This is a genomic window from Colwellia sp. BRX8-7 (assembly GCF_014077275.1).
Classification (GTDB): Bacteria; Pseudomonadota; Gammaproteobacteria; order Enterobacterales; family Alteromonadaceae; genus Colwellia_A.
In genome coordinates, this window is record NZ_JACGVP010000002.1 from 155044 (window position 1) to 178046 (window position 23003).

The 23003-nt window shown below is 37.1% G+C and carries 16 protein-coding genes; 4 read left to right on the forward strand and 12 right to left on the reverse strand.

The features are described from left to right. The first annotated feature begins 136 nt into the window (after nucleotides 1-136). Nucleotides 137-4507: a PAS domain S-box protein gene (locus H4J57_RS02820; RefSeq protein WP_182241894.1), complete on the forward strand. Its 4371-nt coding sequence runs from the start codon at nucleotides 137-139 to the stop codon at nucleotides 4505-4507. A gap of 174 nt (nucleotides 4508-4681) precedes the next feature. On the opposite strand, the gene H4J57_RS02825 is transcribed toward H4J57_RS02820, so the two are convergent. Next, nucleotides 4682-5920, reverse strand: coding sequence for a response regulator (locus H4J57_RS02825; RefSeq protein ID WP_182241895.1), 1239 nt, complete (start codon nucleotides 5918-5920; stop codon nucleotides 4682-4684). A 248-nt stretch (nucleotides 5921-6168) separates the two neighbouring features. Continuing rightward, entirely contained in the window at nucleotides 6169-6825 is a 657-nt protein-coding gene (locus H4J57_RS02830; RefSeq protein WP_182241896.1) for a PilZ domain-containing protein, read from the reverse strand. 423 nt (nucleotides 6826-7248) lie between these two features. Here H4J57_RS02830 and H4J57_RS02835 point away from each other — a divergent pair, with 423 nt between their 5' ends. Then, a complete protein-coding gene (locus H4J57_RS02835; protein WP_182241897.1) occupies nucleotides 7249-8838 on the forward strand; it encodes an MCP four helix bundle domain-containing protein in 1590 nt (529 codons plus the stop codon). Nucleotides 8839-8936: 98 nt separating this feature from the next. On the opposite strand, the gene H4J57_RS02840 is transcribed toward H4J57_RS02835, so the two are convergent. The 6 genes from H4J57_RS02840 to H4J57_RS02865 form a co-directional block, all read right to left on the reverse strand. Further along, nucleotides 8937-10538: a diguanylate cyclase domain-containing protein gene (locus H4J57_RS02840; protein ID WP_182241898.1), complete on the reverse strand. Its 1602-nt coding sequence runs from the start codon at nucleotides 10536-10538 to the stop codon at nucleotides 8937-8939. Next, nucleotides 10528-10956, reverse strand: coding sequence for a hypothetical protein (locus H4J57_RS02845; protein ID WP_259366777.1), 429 nt, complete (start codon nucleotides 10954-10956; stop codon nucleotides 10528-10530). The genes H4J57_RS02840 and H4J57_RS02845 overlap by 11 nt, the downstream gene beginning before the upstream one ends. A 2-nt stretch (nucleotides 10957-10958) precedes the next feature. Further along, the gene (locus H4J57_RS02850) at nucleotides 10959-12218 is read right to left on the reverse strand and encodes a hypothetical protein (RefSeq protein ID WP_220470254.1); all 1260 of its coding nucleotides are present in this window, start codon (nucleotides 12216-12218) and stop codon (nucleotides 10959-10961) included. 356 nt (nucleotides 12219-12574) lie between these two features. Next, nucleotides 12575-13426, reverse strand: coding sequence for an S-formylglutathione hydrolase (gene fghA, locus H4J57_RS02855; RefSeq protein ID WP_220470255.1), 852 nt, complete (start codon nucleotides 13424-13426; stop codon nucleotides 12575-12577). 110 nt (nucleotides 13427-13536) lie between these two features. After that, the gene (locus tag H4J57_RS02860) at nucleotides 13537-14667 is read right to left on the reverse strand and encodes an S-(hydroxymethyl)glutathione dehydrogenase/class III alcohol dehydrogenase (protein WP_220470256.1); all 1131 of its coding nucleotides are present in this window, start codon (nucleotides 14665-14667) and stop codon (nucleotides 13537-13539) included. Nucleotides 14668-14876: 209 nt separating this feature from the next. Then, nucleotides 14877-15203: a multidrug efflux SMR transporter gene (locus H4J57_RS02865; protein ID WP_146797193.1), complete on the reverse strand. Its 327-nt coding sequence runs from the start codon at nucleotides 15201-15203 to the stop codon at nucleotides 14877-14879. Between the two features lie 171 nt (nucleotides 15204-15374). Here H4J57_RS02865 and H4J57_RS02870 point away from each other — a divergent pair, with 171 nt between their 5' ends. After that, nucleotides 15375-16241, forward strand: coding sequence for a LysR family transcriptional regulator (locus H4J57_RS02870; protein WP_182241899.1), 867 nt, complete (start codon nucleotides 15375-15377; stop codon nucleotides 16239-16241). Nucleotides 16242-16423: 182 nt separating this feature from the next. On the opposite strand, the gene H4J57_RS02875 is transcribed toward H4J57_RS02870, so the two are convergent. Next, nucleotides 16424-17476, reverse strand: coding sequence for an NAD(P)/FAD-dependent oxidoreductase (locus H4J57_RS02875; protein ID WP_182241900.1), 1053 nt, complete (start codon nucleotides 17474-17476; stop codon nucleotides 16424-16426). A 220-nt stretch (nucleotides 17477-17696) separates the two neighbouring features. After that, nucleotides 17697-19652, reverse strand: a complete 1956-nt coding sequence (locus H4J57_RS02880; protein WP_182241901.1) for an FTR1 family protein — start codon at nucleotides 19650-19652, stop codon at nucleotides 17697-17699. A 391-nt stretch (nucleotides 19653-20043) separates the two neighbouring features. Here H4J57_RS02880 and H4J57_RS02885 point away from each other — a divergent pair, with 391 nt between their 5' ends. Next, the gene (locus H4J57_RS02885) at nucleotides 20044-20553 is read left to right on the forward strand and encodes a regulatory protein RecX (protein ID WP_182214158.1); all 510 of its coding nucleotides are present in this window, start codon (nucleotides 20044-20046) and stop codon (nucleotides 20551-20553) included. A 129-nt stretch (nucleotides 20554-20682) separates the two neighbouring features. On the opposite strand, the gene H4J57_RS02890 is transcribed toward H4J57_RS02885, so the two are convergent. After that, on the reverse strand, nucleotides 20683-21450 hold the full coding sequence (locus H4J57_RS02890; RefSeq protein ID WP_182241902.1) for an ABC transporter substrate-binding protein: 768 nt from the start codon (nucleotides 21448-21450) through the stop codon (nucleotides 20683-20685). A gap of 462 nt (nucleotides 21451-21912) precedes the next feature. Continuing rightward, entirely contained in the window at nucleotides 21913-22815 is a 903-nt protein-coding gene (locus tag H4J57_RS02895) for a LysR substrate-binding domain-containing protein (protein WP_310733697.1), read from the reverse strand. Between the last annotated feature and the right edge of the window lie 188 nt (nucleotides 22816-23003).

A 23003-nucleotide genomic window follows, 5' to 3' on the forward strand; every position in this document is an offset into this window, starting at 1 on the left:
TAACTAAACGATAAAGAGTGCTTAAAAGTTTTTCATTACAAACTGACATAAACGCTAACAAAGCTTACGCTTTAAAAGAAAGTATCACGGGTGAAAGACTGCCAAAATACAGATTATAATAATGGATTAAGTAATTATGTCACGATACGCAAATTTATATAAATCTCCTCTATATCTAATCACTGCAGCCGTAGTGCTATTTTTAATTGGCTCAACAATAATAGGTTGGTATAGCCTTAATAAAGTTGAAAACACCCTAAAAACACAAGCAATAGAAGTTTTAAAGGCCAGAGTGAATGTCAGTAATGACTTACTAGAGAATGGTTGGATTAGGTCTCATTTTAACAAGGTAAAAGCTTGGTCAACCTCACCGATTGTTGTAAAACAAGTCAAACAGTTAGTTGCGGCCCAAGCAATTGGCGACTCTGCTGCGGTGACAAAAGCCACTGGTAATTTAACTGCTTTTTTAGAACCTTATCTTCTGGCTGAGGAAAATGAAGGGTTTTATGTTATTTCCCCTGACTATAATAACCTCACTGCCAATATTGCTGGCTTAATTGGGCAACCCAACATAATCGCTAAACAATACCCCAAAAGGCTTGCTGAAGTTTTCAATGGTCAGCTCGTTTTTATTCCTCCGCTTTTATCAGAAACCCCTTTAGTCAACATTCGAGGAAAACTACAGCAAAAATATCCAACAACTTTTATTATTGCGCCAATACTTGATAATGAACAACAAGTTATTGCTGCACTCGCCATACGTTTAAATCCGTTTGGCGCTTTTTCTTCGACAGTACAGCAGCACAGTTTTTGGAACTCAGAGCAAACATACTTCTTTGACACCAAAGCTCGTTTATTAACCGCCAGTCAATTTGAGCCAGAACTTAGGTCCGAGGGAATACTAACGAAAGAGCAATCTAGCGTCTTAGCGATATCATTAACGCTTCCGTCGAAATCAACGACTAGTGACCAAACGCAAGCCCCCATTTATACAAAATTGGCTCAGTCGGCATTAAAAGGCAACACAGGTTACAGCGAAGAAAGCTATTTAGATTATCGTGGCCAACCCGTATTAGGCGCTTGGTTGTGGAACAGTACTTTAGGTATAGGTATCGGCGCAGAAGTCAGTGAAGTCGATGTATTGCAATCTCAACAGAAAATAGTACATGGCTTTTTCTGGCAGCTATTGCAAACGGTGTTATTAAGTTTGTTTATTTTAGTTATTGCTTTTTATTGGCAAAAACGCAGCGCAGCTGCCATCTTCGATTCAGAGCAGTATCTTTATTCTATGCTTAATAACGCACCTGATGCCATTATATCTTTTAACGCAAAAGGGGAAATAATACGCTTTAATAAAGTCGCTGGCTTACTGTTTTTGGTTGATAGGAAAGGCGCTGAGTCGATGTTTTTCAATGACTTTTTTATGAAAAATGAACAAAGAAACTTACAGGAATGGATAAAAAACATCATTAATGATAGCAGTGTATGTGACAGTTTCAGAATTATGCAGGCTAAGGCTAGTGACAGTCGGGAATTTTCAGCTCGTGTTGCGATAAGCAGTCATAAAACCACTCAAGATAATATTTTTACTGCCATTATTTCTGATTTAAGCACAATACAACAATTAGAAGGAAGACTTCTGGTACTCGAAAGTGCTGTTGAACAAAGTCATTCAGCGATTTTGATCACAAATTTGATTGGTAAAATTGTCTACGTCAATAAAGCCTTTAGTGAAACTACCGGTTATTCAAAAACAGAAGTTTTAGGGAGAAATGCCAACCTGCTAGATTCTGGACACAAAAACACCGATAAATATCAGCAGCTCTGGCAAAAAATCATTGAAGGCCAGCATTGGAGTGGTCAATTATACAATAAGAAAAAAGACGGTAGCTGTTATTGGGGCACTACCGACATTACCCCCATTAGAGACCGTAATGGTAAAATAGATCATTTTGTTGCGATAAATCAAGATATAACAAGGCAAAAGGCCAATGAAGATAAGCTACTAAAACAGCAGCTTTTTTTAAAAGAGGCTGAACGTATTGCTCATTTGGGGTGTTGGGAAAAAGATCTTAAAAACGATATCATTTACTGGTCAGACGGCATGCATAGATTAATAGGTATTGAGAAAAATTCTACGCCTTTGACTTCAGAGCTTATTGTAAATCTTGTCCATCCAGAAGACCGTTATCAATTTAGAATACACCAACTGAAAGCCTTAAATAAGTTAGAAGTTTATAACTATGAATGCCGAATAATATTAGCCGATAAGCAATTAAGGTATATCAATACATCAACTGAGGTTACCCGTGATGAAAGTGGCGAACCATTAAGTATGTTAGGTATTGTCAGAGATATAACCAACATTAAACAGAATGAAATAGAGCGTGAAATACTTGATGCTGAAAAAGAACAGTCTCGTCAAGCGACACTCAATGTGCTGCTTGATGTTAAATACCAACGTAACAGAACAGAAAAGACATTAGCTGACTTAAAAGAATCTCAGCAAGAATTAGAACAAGCACGTTTAACAGCAGAAGCGGCAAGCGACTCTAAGTCGCAGTTTTTAGCAACAATGAGCCATGAAATTAGAACACCGATGAATGGTGTTGTTGGTATGTTAGAGCTACTGCAGCAATCAGAACTAGATGATGATCAATACCATTTAGCCAATGTTGCCAAAGATTCAGCATGGGCGTTATTACAAATCATTAATGACGTGCTCGACTTTTCAAAAATAGAAGCGGGGAAAATGACTTTAGAGTCAATACCGTTCACCTGGACAGAGATTATTGAAGGCGCTGCAGAGTTACTATCGTCGCAATTACAAAGCAAAAGATTATTATTGGTTTGTTCATCTAATCATCATATGACTGAGTCAATGCTAGGCGATCCCATTAGGTTAAAACAAATTGTACTTAATTTATTAGGTAATGCGATTAAATTTACTCACAACAATGAACAGCCGCAAAGCCTTATTGAGGTTAAGCTTGATTATTTAAATAACAGCCAAAACAAAAAATTATTTCGATTAACGGTTAAAGATAATGGTATTGGTATTAGTGAGGATCAACAAGTTCATTTATTCGATGCTTTCACACAGGCAGACAGTAGCACTCATCGTCAGTTTGGTGGCACAGGACTCGGCTTATCTATTTGCTCAAAGTTAACCACTATGATGGGAGGACAAATAAGTTGTCAAAGCGTGGTAGGTGATGGTACAGAATTTCATGTCGATTTACCTTTAATAGCAACTGAAAATAAACAGACATCGGCCCTAAACGTAAAACTCTATCATTTAAATATTTTACTCATTGCTTACGATGGAATTACCGATAATATCTTGCACAAAGGTCTAACAGAGCTTGGCGCACATTGTCATTTAGCACCAAGTTCGCCAACAAAATTAAGCAAGCTTATTTCTGCTGAAAATTATGATCTTATTATTATTTCAGCAGAACAAGTTATTAGCCTTTGGCCAGAAGTTAAAATGCAGTTACCCAACAACAGTGATGAGGATATTAATATACTGATCCTTGAAAGGTGGCATGACTTCGACTTACCCTTTTACCCTGAACATGCGACAACTATTGCCAGTAATCCGTTTTTGCCACAAAAAATATACTGGACCATTGCCCGTATTATGGATCAAAAAAATCCACTTATAAGTTGTCTAAAGCAAGATATTAAGACGTTATCTATACCCAGTGTTACTGAAGCACAAGCCAGTAATAAGCTAATTTTAATTGTTGAAGATAATGTCTTTAACCAACAGGTATTAGAGCGTCAGCTAAATCTATTTGGTTATGCTGTGATCATTGCCAACCATGGTGAAGAAGCCTTAACTAAAATGACTCAATATTCATTTTCCCTGATCATGACTGATTGTCAAATGCCGATCATGGATGGTTTCGAATTTGCCAAAAAGGTGCGAGAGAATGAACAAGGCAGCACAACACAGATACCTATTATAGCAATCACCGCTAACGCGATGCGAAATGAAGCCGAACACTGCATTAAACTTGGCATGAATGACTACGTGACTAAGCCAATGAAGCTAGACAGCTTAAAAGCTTTACTCAGTAAATGGTTAGTTGAAGAAGAACTCGAAGGTGAATTTAAAATAGAATCACCACCTGAATTGACCGATGAACAAGTCACTGAAATGATAGCAAAACCGGCAATAAACATCTCAGCATTGGTTGAATGTTTTGGTGATGATAAAGAAGCGCAACAAAGCTTTTTACAATTTTATCAAAAACATAGCAAACCATTATTCGCTGAATTAGCCGTGCACATTACCGATAAAGATTGGCAGAGTGTAATGGAACTGGCACACAAGCTTAAATCTTCAACCCGTGGCGCTGGAGCGATATTACTAGGTCATTATTGTGAGCAATTGGAACAATTCGCTAAAGAAGAAAATACACAAGAAATTATAACGTTAAGCCATAAACTTTATGCTGAGTTTATTCGAGTGTCTGACGAGATAGCGGCAAACTTTTAAGCCATGTTATGGCGTTTGTCAGTGATTATCTATAGCGGTGACTGAAAATATTGTTATAAACGTTTTCATCAATCACACGTCGCTACTGAATACTCTTATTATTTAGCGTATTAATTGCTGAAATCGTCGGCCACTTACCCGCGGCACGAACAGTTAGCTAAAGGTTGTGATTGTTTATCTTTTTTCAATTAAAGGTATGTTATTTTCCTTAAATAGCTTAGTAACAACGCCTTGCGTTAAAGGTTTAATGAGATAACCTTTTGCGCCTAGTTCAATGGCTTTTTTTACTATTTGCTTATTTTTATTACCAGTTAACATAATAAGTGGCGTATCAACATTTTTGCCGTTGCCCTGTTTCATTTGTCCTAAAATATATAAACCATTGGTATCGGGTAGACTTACGTCGAGTAAAACGATATCAAAACGTATATTATTAAGACAAATTAAGGCTGTTCTCCCGGTACTAGCGGTTTGAACATTAAGTTTATACTTGTGCAACAATGTATTGGTTAAATGTATGCTGATGGGATCATCTTCAACCAATAGAATATTAATAGCGGCTGATTTATTATCCTCTTGTACCTTATCTAATTCTTTTACCGCATCGGCGTTACTTGCATTATAAAGCTTGTTAAAAGAAGTTGGCGGATGTACCTGCCCGCTTTTATCAGATTGAGCCGCGTCATTACTTTCTTGTGCTATATTTTCCACATCACTGATTAGCCCACTGAGCAAGTCTAATGCTTTACTTTGCAGCTCCACCAGTCTAGGTCGAATTTCGTTTGAACGTATCGACGCTAAAATATTTTTGACCACATCAAGATTAATATTAACATTGTGTTTGAGTTTAATTTGCTCTGTTGCTTTACTGATAGAAAGTTCAACGTCGGTAATACTCTCTTCAAAAGACAACCTAAGTCTTTCTTTCAGCTCTAAGCCGTGCAATACCGTTTCTCTAATTTCTTTTGCATATGACTCTTTGTTATAAATATAGTCTAAGGCAGCATTTTTTTTGAGACCAATGCCCAGCTTAGTCAGTAAATTAGAACAAACAACAACTGCACGTTTTTTCTCATAAAGCGGATTGGTAATTATATAGTCATCAATAATATCGTTATCATAAGCTTCATAAGCTTCGTTTTCTTCCCTTGCAGAAACAACAGAAACAATAAAATGTTCGCACGTTTGTCCTACTAAAACTGATTTAAGCGAGCTATAATAAATCATTAAAGATCGTTGAAAAGAGGTTGCGTCGATTAAAATTATTTTAGGCGTTTCATCTTTAAGCTGTTTCTCAAGCTCTGGCAAAGCAGTAACAACAAGTACTTTATCAAAATGTTCAATCAACACCTTAATTAACAGCTCGCTATCTTCACGTTCGGTCGTGTATAAAATAATATTATGATGCTGCACTATAACTCCTTGACTCAACTATCTAATGCTAACCTTGTAAGAGTGTAAAGCTTGCTTAGCAATATTGGGCTCTCGTCTTTATCAAAGTATAATTGAGTTTGTAAATTTCCCTGCTCAGGTCAATATAATCTAACACTGTTGAGCATGCTTTGGATACATTTCATCTTATCAATTAGATTAATATATTAATAAGCTAAATTAAGGATAAAAAAACAGCAAAAGTGTGATTAACGGCTAAAATGTAAGGGCTAATTTGAAAACATCACTTTCATCAGCAAATTTTTAATAACATCATAAGATTCATCTTCAAATTTAACACCAAAATAATCAATCGTCGGCGATGACTTAACATTGCAAACAATACCTTTTATTGATGTGATATCACTTAAGGCCTTGTCAGTAATAGCTAAGGTAATAGTATCGTCTTTGGCGATAACAACATTTTCTTCCTTCTTGGCATTTAATAAACAGCCTTCTAATGAAAGATTAACCATAATGCCTTTTAATAACGAATTATTGACCGAAGCTTCAATATTTAATTGCGTATCAATTCGCGCTTCTTTTCGTAGCGGTCGAACGGCCACCTGTTGCGGAATGTTCAAGACAATCATTTTTGCTGGAACAGTTATCGTGCGCTCTATACTGGTAACAAAAGCAACAACCGCGCCTTCATGCTTTTCTACAATACTTCTAACGGTGCAGGCTACCCCTTGATTAATATTGCCAGTAAGCTCAACATGACGATTTAAATCAGGTAATTGGATCAACATAAATTGCTTGGGTAAAAAACCAACAAAAACACTTTTAAATTTTATTTTTTTACTGGGGGGAATTGAGACTTCGACAATAATGGCAGAGCCAGGGGTTAGCATTGACAATGACTTTGTTACATCTTCTCGAATCATTGATAGTTCTCCTAATAAGCCATGCCCTGTAGAGTCTTAAATTGATAAGTTAACTTATCAACTCATTTATTGCAGGTTATTAAATGTGTTAAAATTAAATATATCATCGATTTTCATACTATCAATATTTATTAGCCACAAAGCGAAAAAGTTTTAATAAAAATATAATTGGCTGCAAGTTTTTAACACTATTAAGCGCAGCAACACTTTAAAAATAGGCTTCATAGCCTATTGTAACCGCTGATAGCTTTTAAACTAACGGCAAAAGGTTATTTACTGATGTTTTTAACCTTCATATTAAGCTATTGTTAAAAGGTAATCAGCACACCACTATCGGCTTTTAATAAGCTAATCAGTTAATATTTATTAGTATTTTTATTAGCTAAACCGTGAAACATGTAAATTTTATAAAGAGTCTTATTGATGATTGAATTTTTTCGCAACATGAAAATTTCACAAAAAATCCCATTATCTATTAGTGCTTTTATTATATTACCTTTAATCATCTCCCTTATTGCAATAAATTCAACGAACACCATTAACAAAAACGGTCAAGATATTTATGATAATTATTTTGTCAGTTTTGTTAATCTTACCGACGCTCGAAAATATTTATATGAAGAGTTTGTACTAATAAAAAGTCATATTATTTCTCCTGACGATAAGTCTATGAGAGACACAGAGCAAAAAATCAGTAATGCATCAGCCAACTTCCGTGCTTCACTGACTAAATTTGAACAAACATTAGACAGTGGCGAAGAAACCATATTACTCTATAAATTCAAAACTCAATTAACAACGTTTGAGTTGTTAACCGAGCGAATTATCACTTTAAGTAAAAGCAACCAAGATATTGCTGCAGATAGACTAGCGAATGAAGAATATGGTGTGCTTTTTAATGACATGCAACTCAATATGGCGGGCATGCTAGAAACTAATATTGATGGAGCTCAAGCCCTATACAACAGTAATCATCAACATCATCAACATCATCAAACTACGCGTTCTCTTATTATTTTGGTTACCGCTATTATTATTGCCATTGGCTTATTTATTGGTTGGCTATTGATCAGCACAATATTAGAGCCACTGCTTAAAATACAGTGCCATATAGCAAGTCTTACTCATTCAGGTGATCTTCTCCTTCAACTCGACATTGAAGGTAAAGATGAAATTAGCGAATTAGCTAAGTCATTTAATACTATGCTTAAGTCATTATTTCATGCGCACAACAAGCTCATCCAAACAGAGAAACTAACCTCTTTAGGTTCATTAGTTGCAGGAGTTTCTCATGAAATTAATACGCCATTAGGTATAGCTGTCACGATAGGCAGTACAATCAAAGATAACTTTCAAAAGTTTTCAATTCGTTTTAAAGAAAAAAAAGTAAAGCGTTCTGACTTGGAAAATTTCGAAAAAGAAGTCAATGAATGCTTAGATATTTTACTGAATTCTTTAGACCGAGCTGTTGTCCTCATTCAGAGTTTTAAGCAAGTGGCTGTTGACCAAACGAGTGAGGCAAGACGTATATTTTTCTTATCTGATGTCGCAGACGAAGTGATCCGTATACATCATCATAAAATAAAACGCCTCGGGATAACCTTCGACTGCGTAATCGATGAAAAAATAGAGATGGACAGTTTCCCAGGTCCTTTGGGGCAAGTGATGACTAATTTATTTAATAACGCCATTATTCATGGCTTTGAAAGTACAGACTCTGGCATTATCGCTATATCAGCTTATCTAAATAATTCAATTGTCATTATCAAAATAGAAGATAATGGTAAAGGCATACCAAAAGCGTTTATTGACAAAATTTTTGAACCTTTTTTTACTACTAAGCTTGGTGAAGGGGGTTCAGGTTTAGGCCTGAGCATCATCTTTAATATTGTCGTCAATTTACTCGGTGGTAAAATTAGCGTGGCCAGTACGTTAGGAAAAAACACCTGCTTTACCTTAGAGTTACCCTTGGTTTCGCCCCAAAAGATAACAAAAATTAATGATAACTATTAACAGTACTCGTTATAATCTTAAACACGTTTAAAACAATCAGCTAATTTTTTCTCTATCTAAAACAGGTTAACCGCACAAGATTATCAATGGCACGCTAATTATGGGTTTTGATAGAATGCTACTTGGCCTCGTCCTGATGCTTTAACTTGGTACATCATGTCGTCTGCCTTAACCATCAATTCGTGGAGTACCTTAGCGTCTTTAGGGGCAACAACAATACCAATACTTGCGCCTACCTGGCATTGCATGTTATTTGAAATATGAATGGGCTGCTCTATCTCAGCAAGAATATTATTGGCTTGTTCAAGCATTAACTCTTGGTCAAAGTTCGTCAACTGACGGGCAACAATAAATTCATCCCCTCCCCATCGAATACAGAGGTCTGTTGCCAAGTTAAAATGTGTTTTAAGACGTTTTGCTATTGCTATTAATACCTTATCCCCCGCTTCATGGCCATAAGTGTCGTTAACAGGTTTAAACTTGTCTAAATCAATCATCATCAACACTAAGCTTTGTTGATTTTCTAAACAATAAAGTAAGGTATTATCTAATTTTTTGTCGCCGGAGCGTCGATTAAGTAGATGGGTTAAAGGGTCATGATCCGCTTCAAAACGTGTTTGAAATTCCCGTTCTGCTCGTTCAGTAACGTCATGTATTATCACTTCAACTAAATTACCTTGATCACTACTGCGTTCATTGCTGCGCTGCTCCGTTAATTTTGCGAATAAACAGTGCAGCCACAGCGTTTTATTGCCGATGCGGCATTCTATGTCTAGAGTGACTTGTGGACGATTCTTGTCGGCGCGAATACTCAATAACAACTCCTCGAGTTTGTCGACATTATTTAATAAGGTTGGAAAGTGTAAAGAGGCCAAGTCTGTCTGTCCTGCAACACTGAAGTATTGTAAAAATGCCGGGTTGAAAGTGGTAATGGTGTTTTTTTCATCGAGCAAACAAATTCCAGCACTCGCTTGTTCAAAGATAAGCCTGAATTTACGCTCTAACTCTTGAGTTTTTTCACGCAATGCTCGCTCATTACTAATAGTAAGGTGTAACTCATGCATCAAAGAGTTTATACCTTTTGTTAATTTACCAATTTCATTTTTGGCACCTTGCTTCACCAACAACATCCGCATTGTTTTAGGTATACTAGGATTGATGGTAGTAAAGCTATCGGTTAACTTTTGAATCGGCTTAGTTAGCCATCTGTGCACGATCAGAGAGACAAAAAAAGCAATAATGATGGATTGTATTAGTATCAATGCCACTTCTTTTTTAAGTGAGTTTTCTACCTGTTGTTGAATATAATTATTGTCTGGATAAACAGTAAGTGTGCCAACAAGGGTATCATCAATAAAAGGATGGATTAATTGGATAACTATGCCATCTTGTGGTTTGTTAAGAGCACCACTGGAAATGCTCATTTCGCCCTCGCCGGAGAGTCTAGCCCCTTGAACTAAATCATTACTCAACAAGCCACTAATAATTTCCTGTCCGAGCTCGCGATCATTTAAATAGGCAGATATCGTCGCCGTTTTTGCCATCGTTTGGGCTAATTGTTTAACAAGCAAATAGTTAGTATCTTTCTTTTCTTGAAGGCCAGCATAATAGGACAACGTTGAAGAAACCAACGCAACTAGCACGGCAACAATAGCGATGGCCAATGGAACTCTGACATAAAGATTTTGACTAATTTTCATTAAATCGATAAACCACTTTTACAGCATCAGTGAGCTGGTCTTTAGGTATATAACCAATAGAATATGGTGAACTGTATAACTTGTTCAAAGCATCTTCAATTGAAATAGCCGCGATCGGCGGTTTAGCTCGCCCAGAGAACAGTAACCTTGCCCAGTAAGCGTTTATTTTTTGCTCATTTTTATTAACTAATTGCAGATAAAAGTCATTCTTCAATAGCGATTCAGGGGGCAAATCTAGTGGCTGTGCCATTTCACCGTCAGGAAAAGTTAAATAACGCCCCATATAAATGTCAATCACTTCGCGCTTAGATAATGAGTTAATCGCATTGTCTTTATTGACCACAACAACAAACTCGGTACTCACAGCATCAAAGTTAAAAATAGACAATCCAATCATTAATAACAGGGGGTTTTTCATCGTTAAAACACCATGTTCGCACTAACAGTAAACACATTGATTCTATGCTCTTTTTCAACATTTACCGGATCACTTATCCCCCATAACCCACCACCAAAAGGTTGAATATCAAAGTGATCAATTTGCGCTTTAACGATCAAGTTTTCTAACGCCTGCCATTTTACACCAACATTAATTGAATGTTGGTGCACCACTAATCGGTCAACAGCCTCTTTTGAAGCAAGTGCTAACTGTTGTAATGGAAAGGTTACTTGTATTGGCGTACCAGGAAGAAATTGGGGCGCAGTAACTGTGGTTATCTTATGGCGGTTCTCTGAAATAGAAACACTGGAAAAAAGCGTCACTTTATCTAAACGATAACCGACACTCACATAGCCATTAATATTTGATGAAGCAACCAACCAAGGAGACTCTGAAATACCTATTTCAGATTGAATTAACCAATTATCATTATCGTAGGTTAATCCTAAAGCAGCATATTCAATACTATGGTTCTTTGTGTCAAAACTTGCTGATAGCGACGCTGCTTGCGGCCACACAGGGGCTGGCACAGAGTTTAATAAATCAATAAACTCATTTAATGCCTCTAACTTATAATCCCCGGCATCGGCTTGTGATATAGAAAATCGCATGGTCCAAGCATCAAGTACGTAGGTTGCGCTAAAAGTCATTAAATGGTCAAAATCAATAAAAAAATCTTGGCCACTCGCTTTTAATTTCGCAGTCGTGTTACCCGCAGCTAATTTTAACCGTAAAAAACCATCATTAATTGATTGGCTGTATTCAATATCTACACCATCAAATTTTCCCGCTGTACTTGCAAAAGAGTAATACTCATGTGGCGGACGTACCCACAAATAAGCGTATCCCACGTGCGGGTATTCTGAAAGTAAATAAAGGTCACTGTTTAATCTGCCCGCACGAATAGCCCAATTACGAGAAGGACGGTAGCGCAAAAAAGCTAATTCGAGGTAGTTTTCAAAGTCTGTATTCGCGTGATCTTCTAGGACAAATTGCACAACAGAATCCCAGTTATTAGCCAAGGTTATATTGGCTTGCCCACCTAAAATTGAGTCACGGGTAGCTGACCAGCCTGTATCGTCAATATTCAAATAATTGGGACTAAAAGCAATATCAGGATCGTCACTATAACTAAGAGCTAAAGAGGCAAAACCACTAAATTCAACTTTTATGTCATCGGCATAGGAATTATAAGTAACGCCTGTGAAAACTAAAGCTGTGGCGATAATAAATCGATACAAGGTAGCAGCCTTTTTTCGTTTGATAATATTGAAGATATTGATGATAACAGATAGCTCATTTATTTGCCTATTGTTCGGCCATAAAATACCAAGACCTCTTTAACGAGTGCTAGGTTAACGTCTGTGTTTTGAATTAATAGACTTTTGAGGATCGTCTCAGGGAGACAGCGCATAAACCTGTGCTTAATCAGCAAAATAAATGGCGAATCTTGGACTGCGAAATATTGGCTTGGATATTGGCTTGGCTAATGTTGGATAATATATTTAACAAACACTTGTCCTAGCAAGAACAACATTATTTTGTTCTGGTTAAGTGTAATCAACCGCTTGCCCCTTAGGGCATTTTCCCTTAATACTTATCTTTCTAAGTGCTCGGCATGAAAACGCAAATGCGCTTCAATAAATGAAGAGATGAAATAGTAACTGTGATCATAGCCTTCATGAATGGTTAACTCTAATGGGTAACCACTCATTTTTGCTGCAGCCTCTAGCGTTTCTGGTTTTAATTGCTCTTTCAAAAAGTCATCTGCACCACCTTGATCAACTTTGGCAGGAATAAACTGTTTTGCTATACGCATTAATTCACTGGCATCATGCTGGTACCAACTTGCTTGGTCTTTCCCCAAGTAAGCGCTGAAAGCTTTTTTGCCCCAAGGCACCTTAATCGGGTTACAGATCGGACTAAAGGCTGACATTGAACGATAACGTTCAGCGTTTAACAAACCAATAGTTAGCGCCCCGTGTCCGCCCATGGAATGTCCACTAATAGCGCGCTTATCTGACACTGGAAATGTGGCTTCAATAATTGCTGGCAGTTCTTTAACCACGTAATCATACATCTGATAGTGACGGCTCCAAGGTGCTTGGCTGGCATTAAGATAAAATCCTGCGCCCTGACCCAAATCATAACTATTGTCATCAGCTACCTCTTCACCTCTTGGACTCGTATCAGGAGAAACAATAGCAATGCCTAACTCAGCAGCTATTCGCAGTGCGCCGGCTTTTTGCATAAAGTTTTCATCGGTACAGGTTAGACCTGAAAGCCAGTAAAGCACAGGCACTTTTTTACCATTATTAGCCTGTGGAGGCAAAAAAATGGCAAAGCGCATGTTAGCGTTTACGGTTTTAGAATGGTGGCTATATTGCTTGTGCCAGCCACCAAAAATTTTATTTACACTGATACTTTCAATTAAAGGATCAATTGTCATAGGGTAACCTCAAGACGCTCCCCTGCTAATTACTGCAAAAAAAGGAGAACGCCATACTATTAATGTGAGTGACTATCTTTCTAAAGATAGATGCTGGTTATTTATATCGCCTATTTATCAAAATGAATAACACTGCGAATACTTTCTCCTTTGTGCATTAACTCAAACGCTTCATTAATGTCTTCAAGACTCATGGTATGAGTAATAAAATCGCTCAAGTTGAATTCACCGGCTAAATAACGTTCAACATAATCTGGCAACTCAGTACGACCTCTAACACCGCCAAATGCAGAACCACGCCATACTCGCCCCGTTACCAGTTGAAATGGACGGGTTGATATTTCTTGTCCGGCACCGGCAACACCAATGATCACTGATTCTCCCCATCCTTTATGGCAACATTCTAAGGCAGAGCGCATTAGGTTAACGTTACCAATACATTCAAAAGAGTAGTCAACACCGCCATCGGTCATTTCGACAATCACATCTTGAATAGGCTTGTCGTAGTCTTTGGGGTTAATAAAATCGGTAGCACCCAATTTTTTCGCAAGTTCGAATTTACTTTCGTTAATATCGATAGCAATAATTCGACTAGCTTTCGCCATGGTCGCGCCAATCACTGCAGACAATCCAATACCGCCAAGGCCAAAGATAGCAACAGTTGCGCCCTCTTCAACTTTTGCCGTATTCATGACTGCGCCCATGCCGGTGGTAACACCACACCCTAGTAGACAAACCTCTTCTAATGGTGCTTCTTTATTAACTTTCGCTAATGAAATTTCTGGCAAGACTGTGTATTCAGAAAAAGTTGAACAGCCCATATAGTGAAAAATAGGCTGACCATCTTTGTAAAAGCGGGTCGTGCCATCTGGCATCAAACCTTTGCCTTGTGTCTCACGAATTTTTTGGCAAAGGTTGGTTTTACCCGATAAACAGAATTTACATTCACCACACTCTGGTGTGTATAATGGAATAACGTGATCGCCTACCTTAACACTGGTTACACCTTCACCTATTTGTTCAACAATACCACCGCCTTCGTGACCTAAAATAACGGGGAAAATTCCTTCTGGATCCTCTCCAGATAAGGTAAAGGCATCGGTATGACAAACACCAGAGGCAATAACCTTAACTAACACCTCTCCTTTGCGAGGTAGCATGACATCGACTTCTTCGATAGATAGTGGCTGATTAGGGCCCCAAGCAATAGCCGCTTTCGATTTTATAAATTTATCTGACATCGTTATTCTCACTTTTCAATTAATAGATATTTTGATGGGATTAGCATCTAGTCGAATTTGTTACAGTAACATTAGTTTACTCAACTTATTTAAAGATGATAATACGCCTAATACGTAATTAACTTTTACCCCTTGGTAACAATCTAAAGGTCATAGTTACCAAAAAGTGAAAGCATTTTGGTTAAAAATTTTGATCTACATTATTCATCTTAATGACTGTGTCCTTGGGCAAGATTTATCATAGCAATACCAACAGCAACTAACCCCATGCCTAGCCATGTTGTTAAATCAAGATGCTGACGGTAAATCAAAGCAGACAATAAAGTCACGGTTATAATGGCAAGCCCGGCCCATAGCGCATGGACGATACCAACTGGCATGCCTTTCATTGCTTGACCTAAAAAAATGAATGCTGCTAAATGTCCAAGTAAAACTAAAGCACTTGGCAGTGGTTTACTAAAACCATCAGTCTCTTTTAATGCTACATGAGACATCGCCTCAGCAGCGACACCTAAAAAAAGGAATAACCAACTCATCTTTATTTCCTATAATGTTATACGAACGGTCACTGTCAAAGGTCTAAAGTAATTTTAAATAAGCTACTTTTGTGGCCACTAACAATGTCTTGTTGGTGGCTAGTATAGTTATTTCTATATAAATGATAATATGCTAATTTGTAAATTCACTTGTACATATAGGTAATAATCATGCAGTGGGATGGCATCAGCGAATTTGTTTACGTTGCGGAAAATGAAAGTTTTACCCTCGCCTCAAAGGAAATGGCGATATCTACCGCACAGGTGAGTCGACAGATAAGTGCATTAGAAAAACGCCTTAATATTAAGTTATTTTATCGAACAACTCGCAAAGTATCATTAACAGAAGAAGGCCGTGTTTTTTATCAGCATTGTCGCAGTGTTCTCGATGGTCTCGATGCTGCTGAGCGGGCCATCACAAATTTGCAGTCAAAACCCCAAGGCAAAATTAAATTAACAGCGCCTGTTGCCTATGGTGAAAAACAAATATTACCGCTAGTGAATAATTTCATAAAACAATATAGCGATGTTGAAGTGTCGGCTTATTTAAGCAACCGCCAAATAGACATTGTTGAAGAAGGCTATGACCTAGCAATTCGCCTTGGTAAGTTAAGTGACTCGACCATGATGGCAAAAAAACTTGGCAAAAGAACAAACTACCTTTGTGCATCACCACAATACTTAGAAAAACAGGGAGTACCCCATTCTATATCAGAGCTTAATAAACATAGTTGTTTGTTGGGTACATTAGACTACTGGCATTTTAGAGAGTCTGACCGAGAAAAAAGTATCCGCGTAACCGGTAGATTAAGATACAACAATGGCTACAGTCTGATGGACGCCGCACTAAAGGGCTTAGGGATAGTTCAGTTACCCGATTATTATGTTCAACAACGCATAGAAAGTGGTGAACTGGTGACCCTATTAGATAATTACCGTGCGCCTGATGAAGGAATATGGGCAATTTACCCTCAGAATCGCCATTTATCGCCTAAAATAAGACTGCTGGTTGATTACTTAGCTGAACAGTTACTTTAATCTTCAGCTTTATTAAATTACCGAACAAGGCTGTAAAGCTTAAGTCATAACATAAAATAGTAGCGGTTAGGTTTGCCGCTATTATCTTACATACACTCCACCTAAGCCTCCAAAGTCATGCCGCGCAGATAAAGAGACAGCAATAAAAGTAAAGTAGTAATGATCAATTGCCTGTTTTTACGTTAATCATCCAACAGGCTTTCGAGTGAATGTGTAACGCCCATTCGTTGATGTACTACTGGACTTGTTGTGGTGTATAACGTTGGAATACGGTCTTTTTCTAAAACAGTTTCCGCAATCGAAAAGGCCGCTAAGGCCGTTTCGTGGAAGCCACTTAAAATCAACTTTCGTTTACCTGGGTAATAATTAATATCACCAACGGCATAGATACCCGGCACTGAGGTTTGAAAAGATTGTGTATCTACTTTTATCTGGTGTTGGTGCATGGCAAGTTGCCAATTTGCTATCGGGCCAATCTTGGGTGACATACCAAAGAATATAACAAGTTCATCAAGTTCCACTCTACGTTTGATGCCATCTTTTGAATTTACTGTTAGGCCAGTTAGCTTATTATCTTCTTGCTGAAAGTCGCTCACTTGACCACATAAAAATTGCATTTTTAGTTCTTCACACAAGGCGAACATTTCATTCACGCTACTTGTAGCGGCTTTAAATTTTGTACTACGATGAATAAGCAAGACACTATTAGCCGTTTTTTGTAGGCTCAAACTCCAATCAAGTGCGGCATCTCCGCCACCTAGCACAACGACGTTTTTATCTTTAAAGTGTTCTATATTATTGATTCGGTAGAACAGTTGTTTATCTTCAAATTTATCAATTAAGGGTATTTTTAATTTAACGGGTGAGAAGGCACCATTACCAGCAGCAATAATCACCGCGCGACAGTGAATAAGCGTATTCTTGTGCGTGGTAACTGAAAAAGAAACATCCGACAATTTATTAATGTCTTCGACCCGCTCGCCCAATAAAAAAGTTGGCTTAAAGGGAGCCGCTTGCTCATAGAGATTTTCTATAACTTGGCTTGCCTTAGCATTAGGCAAAGCAGGAATATCATAGATAGGCTTATCTGGATAGAGTTCAGTGCATTGGCCACCAACTTCTGGCAAGCTGTCAATAACAACCGATTTTAATCCTTGTAAACCAAGCTCAAATACTTGAAACAAACCAACAGGGCCTGCACCAATAATTACAACGTCTGTCGTTAAGGTTTTCATAAGTACCTCCTCAGTACCATTAGCTTATATTTATGGCAGATCTAGCGCCTTGAAATATCAGTCTATTGTCATTTTTATAATCAATATATATCACTACGGTGCTTTATTGATTTACCCTTAGCAGGGTTAGCATTTAACGAGTTAAAAAATCACCTATCATCCATACTCAAAATGGTTCGCTACTGCTATTCTATAAATTTTTTTCAAGTCGATGCTCAATTTATTCATCTCCCCTGCTCGTCTTTTTTAACCAAGGTTTAAAGAATAACGCACTGGAAAAAAACAAGATAAAAGCTTGCGTCGTGATGCCTTGCCACGTTGAATTAATACCTAGCCACGCTAAATGAAAGTCAATAGGAAAGCGCGTAATACTAATAATAGCGGCTTCTTGCAGCGCTGTTATCGCTTTACCTGCGAGAATAAATGACAAGGCTAATAGTAAATACGTTGTTATTGAAAAGAATCGCGCTATTGGTAATTTAATAGAATATTTAATCATTAACCAGGCCACGACAACTAGCATAGCCGCTGCTGCCCCAAAGCCACTAAAAAGAACAACTTGCTGTGAGGGGGTTGTCTGGGTTAACAATGATTGATAAAACAGTACTGTCTCAAAAACCTCACGATAAACCGCAATAAACGCTAAGCCAGATATTCCCCATAAAGCACCTGATTTTAAACTTTTATTAATATTTTGTTGAACATAACGTTGCCATTGATCGGCTTGCGTTTTACTGTGCATCCAAAAACCAACATAAAAGAGCACAATTGCAGCTAACAGCGCGGCAACCCCCTCCATGGTTTCACGGCTAGCACCGCTAATCGTTACTAATTTTTGTGCCACTAACCAAGTTAACCCACCCGCAATTAAGGCTGCTATCCAGCCAAAATGAAGATATTTAATGGCTTCTTTTTTATTGGACCGTACCAGTATGGTAAAAAGTACCAGCACAACCAATAGCGCCTCTAAGCCCTCTCGTAACAAAATAATAAAACTGGCGCTAAATAAAGCTGTGTCTGATATAGCTGAGTCATTGAGTAAAAATTCAGCTTGTTCTATTTGCAGCAAAATTGCAGATACAGATACAGCAACGTCACCCGAGCCTTCCTCGTTGTTAATTTCATTACGCAAGCCTAACAAGTTAAATTCAATCATTTTACGTAACGAACTATCATAAGCGTCGAGGTTATTTTCAACAAGCTCAAACCCATCTAAGTAGGCACTCACCGCAAATTGTTGGGCAAGTATAACGTCATTATTTTTGTAAGCGGCAAGTGCTTTTTTAAGTTGATCACGCGCGATTGTTAATGGCGCCTTAGTTGCAGAAAACAGTTCCTCAGGGTTAGCTCTAAGCTGCTCAACAAAACCTTTTTCCAAGTCAGCTTTCGCCCTATACAATTCGTTAGGGCTATACTGAACAAGTTCGGCGAGTGAGAGTTCAAGTGCATTATTTTCTTGTCGTTTTTCATCAAAAACAAAAGCTAAACTACCCGTATAAAATGCTAACGACCAACGTTGTTTTGCCGTTAAGTTATTAAATGAAGGCATAGCAGTGCCGTCAAGACCGCCGGTTACCACATCATATAATCCTAGAATAGAACGGTCTAAAGCACGTGTTCTTTCGTTAAAATTAGTAGGCTGTGGACTTAGTTGCCTTGCAAGCTTCCCGTCTCCTTTACCCGTTACACCATGACAACTGGCACAATTATTTTGAAATAATTGCTTTACCCTAGATGCTGAAAGTAAAGATGTTGGTAACGATAACTGCGAAGAGTTATTTATCAGCAGGTTTTTTAATTCACTGGTCAGCATTTGTATTTCGACAAGTGTTTTTTTCGCTTGTACCGCAGAGAGAAGTGATTTCGATAACGTAATCATGGCTTGTTCACCCGGCTCTCTCACCGATCTTTCAGCAATAATGTTAGAAAAATCAAGCATTTCTTGATATTCACCTTGATCAATAACTTTGCCATTACTGATGGCAGAAGCATAATCAACACTAATATATTCGGTGAGTTGTAAAAGTTGACGTAATCCTTCTGTATCGCTGCTTGCCGATGTTTGCGTTGATATAAGATAACCAATAACAAAAAAAACATGAATAAATTTGCGCTTAAATGAGCGCATTGAAAAAGTCATTAATTTTTGAAAATAGCGAGAAAAATAATAAGTCATGAATAACTCTGTAACGCAATTGAGAATGATTCTCATTATACTACATAGGATAAGGATAATGTTAAATATTTATAAAAATAAAGTACTATAGTATCGGTTTAAGTTCTAACGGTTAACGTATGCCCCCTTAAATTAAATGTTCGCTTTTAATAAAGCACAATAATAGTTTATCGACTAATGAACCTCCCCCTTTATAGCCAATAATCTCCTCAAAGAGATAACAGGAAAGTTTGACCCTAAAGCAGGTCAGGCGTTACTATGATGAAGTTATAGTAGGCTTTAGCTAAAATAGCTTGGCCAATTTACTCACCTAGTCGTAACATAAACATCCATATTTGCAATATTTACACCAACGCTGAACGGTTATACGTTCCTTAACAAAAGTGGCCGTATGTACAAAACTAAAAAAAGCACCAAACCCCAAGAAATTTCTTACAAACGTGTTCAATCATACATGATGTGGATGATCGAGAGATACGGTGATTACTCAGCAAAATCTTTATTGCAAAAAGCCAATTTATTATTCAAAGATGATACTCAATATAATCAAACTGCCTTAGATTATTTAATTGAACACGAAATTATAGATGATGCTCGTTATGCTAAAAGACTAACGCTTAGTCTGGCCGAAAGTAAAATAGGCCCAAATAAAATAAAAGAGAAACTTTATGCTAAGGGTTTTCAATCAACAACCATTAATGAGTGTGTCAATGAACTTGAAACGTCAGAAGATGACTATTTTGATAAAGCGTTGGCGTTAAAAATAAGAAAATTTGGTGAAGAGCCTATTACCGATATAAAGTTGAAGCAAAAAGCTTTACGCCATTTAACGGCAACCAAAGGATTTTCATATGCCATTGCCAATAAAGCGATTACTTATAACCCTGAACAAGAAGAATAGGTAGTCTGTCATTAAGGCTTTATTTTATAACAAACAATAAAATAAACTTAAGACCCTGTGCTTTATATACACCTTACACCACAAGAATAGTGCGTTAATATAAGATCAATATCTTCGCCAGCTTTATTGTTAGTAATCATCAAATACTTTTTTAAATTGACCATTATTTTTCAATACAGAGATAGCTTGGTTGATTCGAGGAAGTAAATTTTCGTGTTCTTTTCTTAATCTAATAACGATATCACCTTTAGTATGTAAAGAAGCGAGTGCTATAGACGTTTGATGTTTTTCAGCCCAATATTGAGCCGCTCTTTCTTCTATAATGGCAACCTTAAAGCGCCCTTTTACCAACCCTTTGACTAATTCACTTTCTGATAAAAAATCAGCACGAATAAATTTGTCATCATCAAAATAAGCATAGCCTGCTACTGTGCCGACTAACTGCCCATAAGCCATTTCTGGTTGATTGAACTCTACTGCAACATTAGGCAATGTAACAAAGTATTCTGTTACTTCAAATAAAGGAACACTACTAACATAATCAACACCAATGATTTTATCTTTAAACCAATTTGGGCTAACAACATCGAAGTCAATTTGTCCTAATTCCAATGCGGTAACCGCTCTTTTTACTGGGAGATAGCTGGTATCAGTAGGAATGGCTGCTTGTATCATAATAAGCTCAATTAACGCGATAATAATACCGGGTTTTTGTTGATTACCACTATAACCAAACGGCACCCAAGCCTTGGTGCTGCCAACATCATATTTTAAAGTACTAGTAACAGTTTCAGTCGCACTACAGACAAAAGATCCGAGCGTCATTGAAGTAGCGATTAAAAATATCGCTACATTAACTATACTTTTAATCTTTGGTATTATCACTTGAAAATTCACTATGTATACCCCCGAGAATACTTATTTTTTACTAAACAGAGTGTAAAAAAACTCAGCTACGTTTTTAAAATTAACAGTTAAAAAATCCAGTAGGCTAATCGCTGTAACCTCCATCGCTTTCCCAGCGCTAATAGAGTTACCTATAACATAACGCGATTCACAGTCTATTTCGACTGTCTATTTACATAATCAAGCTATAACGATTATTCACAGAAACGCTTATCCAAGAGGCGTAAATAAATGTTAATAAAAAATCTGAAATACGGTTAAAAAGATGAGCTTATTAACATTAGTTTTAATAATTTTATCTCTTTATTAAATATTGTTAATTATCCAAATAAGTTAATAATATTTCAGACCATAACTTTAATTATTTTTAAATCTTAACGTAATGTTAGGCACATAAAAATATGGCGTAAAGGTAAAGACTTCTTGTAGAATTTAGATTATTACTCATATAAATCAAGGTCCATAAAGAGAATAATTAAGTTTATTAAAATACTCTTTAGTAAACTCAATAAAAGCGTTCAGTTTATTCGACTGGTGAATTAATTGTGGATAAATCATAAAAATGGTCTGCCCTGCTGGCATTTCACTTTCAAGTATAGCGACTAACGTTCCCTCCTTAATCTCTTGGTCGACTAAATAGTCAGGCACCCTAATAATACCTTCGCCATTTAATGCTAATGTTTTCAGCATATGGTTATCGTTTATTTTTAACCAACCATCTACAGGCACCTCAGCGTTTAAGAATGACCAGGTTAATTGCTCTTGTCCCCTTAAACATTGATGCGTTTTTAAATCGCTGGGCACCTTTGGTTTACTGTATTTATCTAAATATTCAGCAGAAGCACAACAGCAATGTTTATAGGGCAAGATAGCTTTTGCAACCATGTTTAAAGGCGGGGAGTTTGTGGCACGAAAAGCCAAGTCAAAATCACTACGATTTAAATCAAAACGGGTGTAACTGGTATCGATAGAAAACTCAATGGCTGGATGTAAGGCGCTAAACTTAGAAAAAATGTCGAGTAAAAACCTTTTAGTAAAGAGGCTTGGTGCTGTAATTTTTATAACACCTTCAATAGCATTGCCTTTATGACCAGCATTTCGCTCTAGTTCTAAAACAGAATGACGAATTTTATTTACACCCGTTAAAACACTTTCACCTTCTGCGGTTAAGCGAACACTCCGTGTCGAGCGGATCAACAAAGCAAAACCCATCTCCTTTTCTAATCGACGAATTTGAGCAGATAGATGCCCTCTAGATATTTGTAAATGTTGTGCCGCGACCGTAAAGCTTAAATGGCGGGCAACTTCACTAAATAACATTAATCGCTCAAGTTTTTTATGCTCTTTATTCATCATCTTTTGCGCTTATTGTGTGTTATATAAAACAATGAATTTTATTTTGTTATATATTCATTTGCAAATTTTTAGTGAAAAATACCTAGTCTTGTTATTACCTGCTTTATGCATGGCTGTAATTAATTTCACCAGCAGACGCTAATGCAGTCACTAAAGTATTACGGCATAAAATAGTAAAACAAAAAACG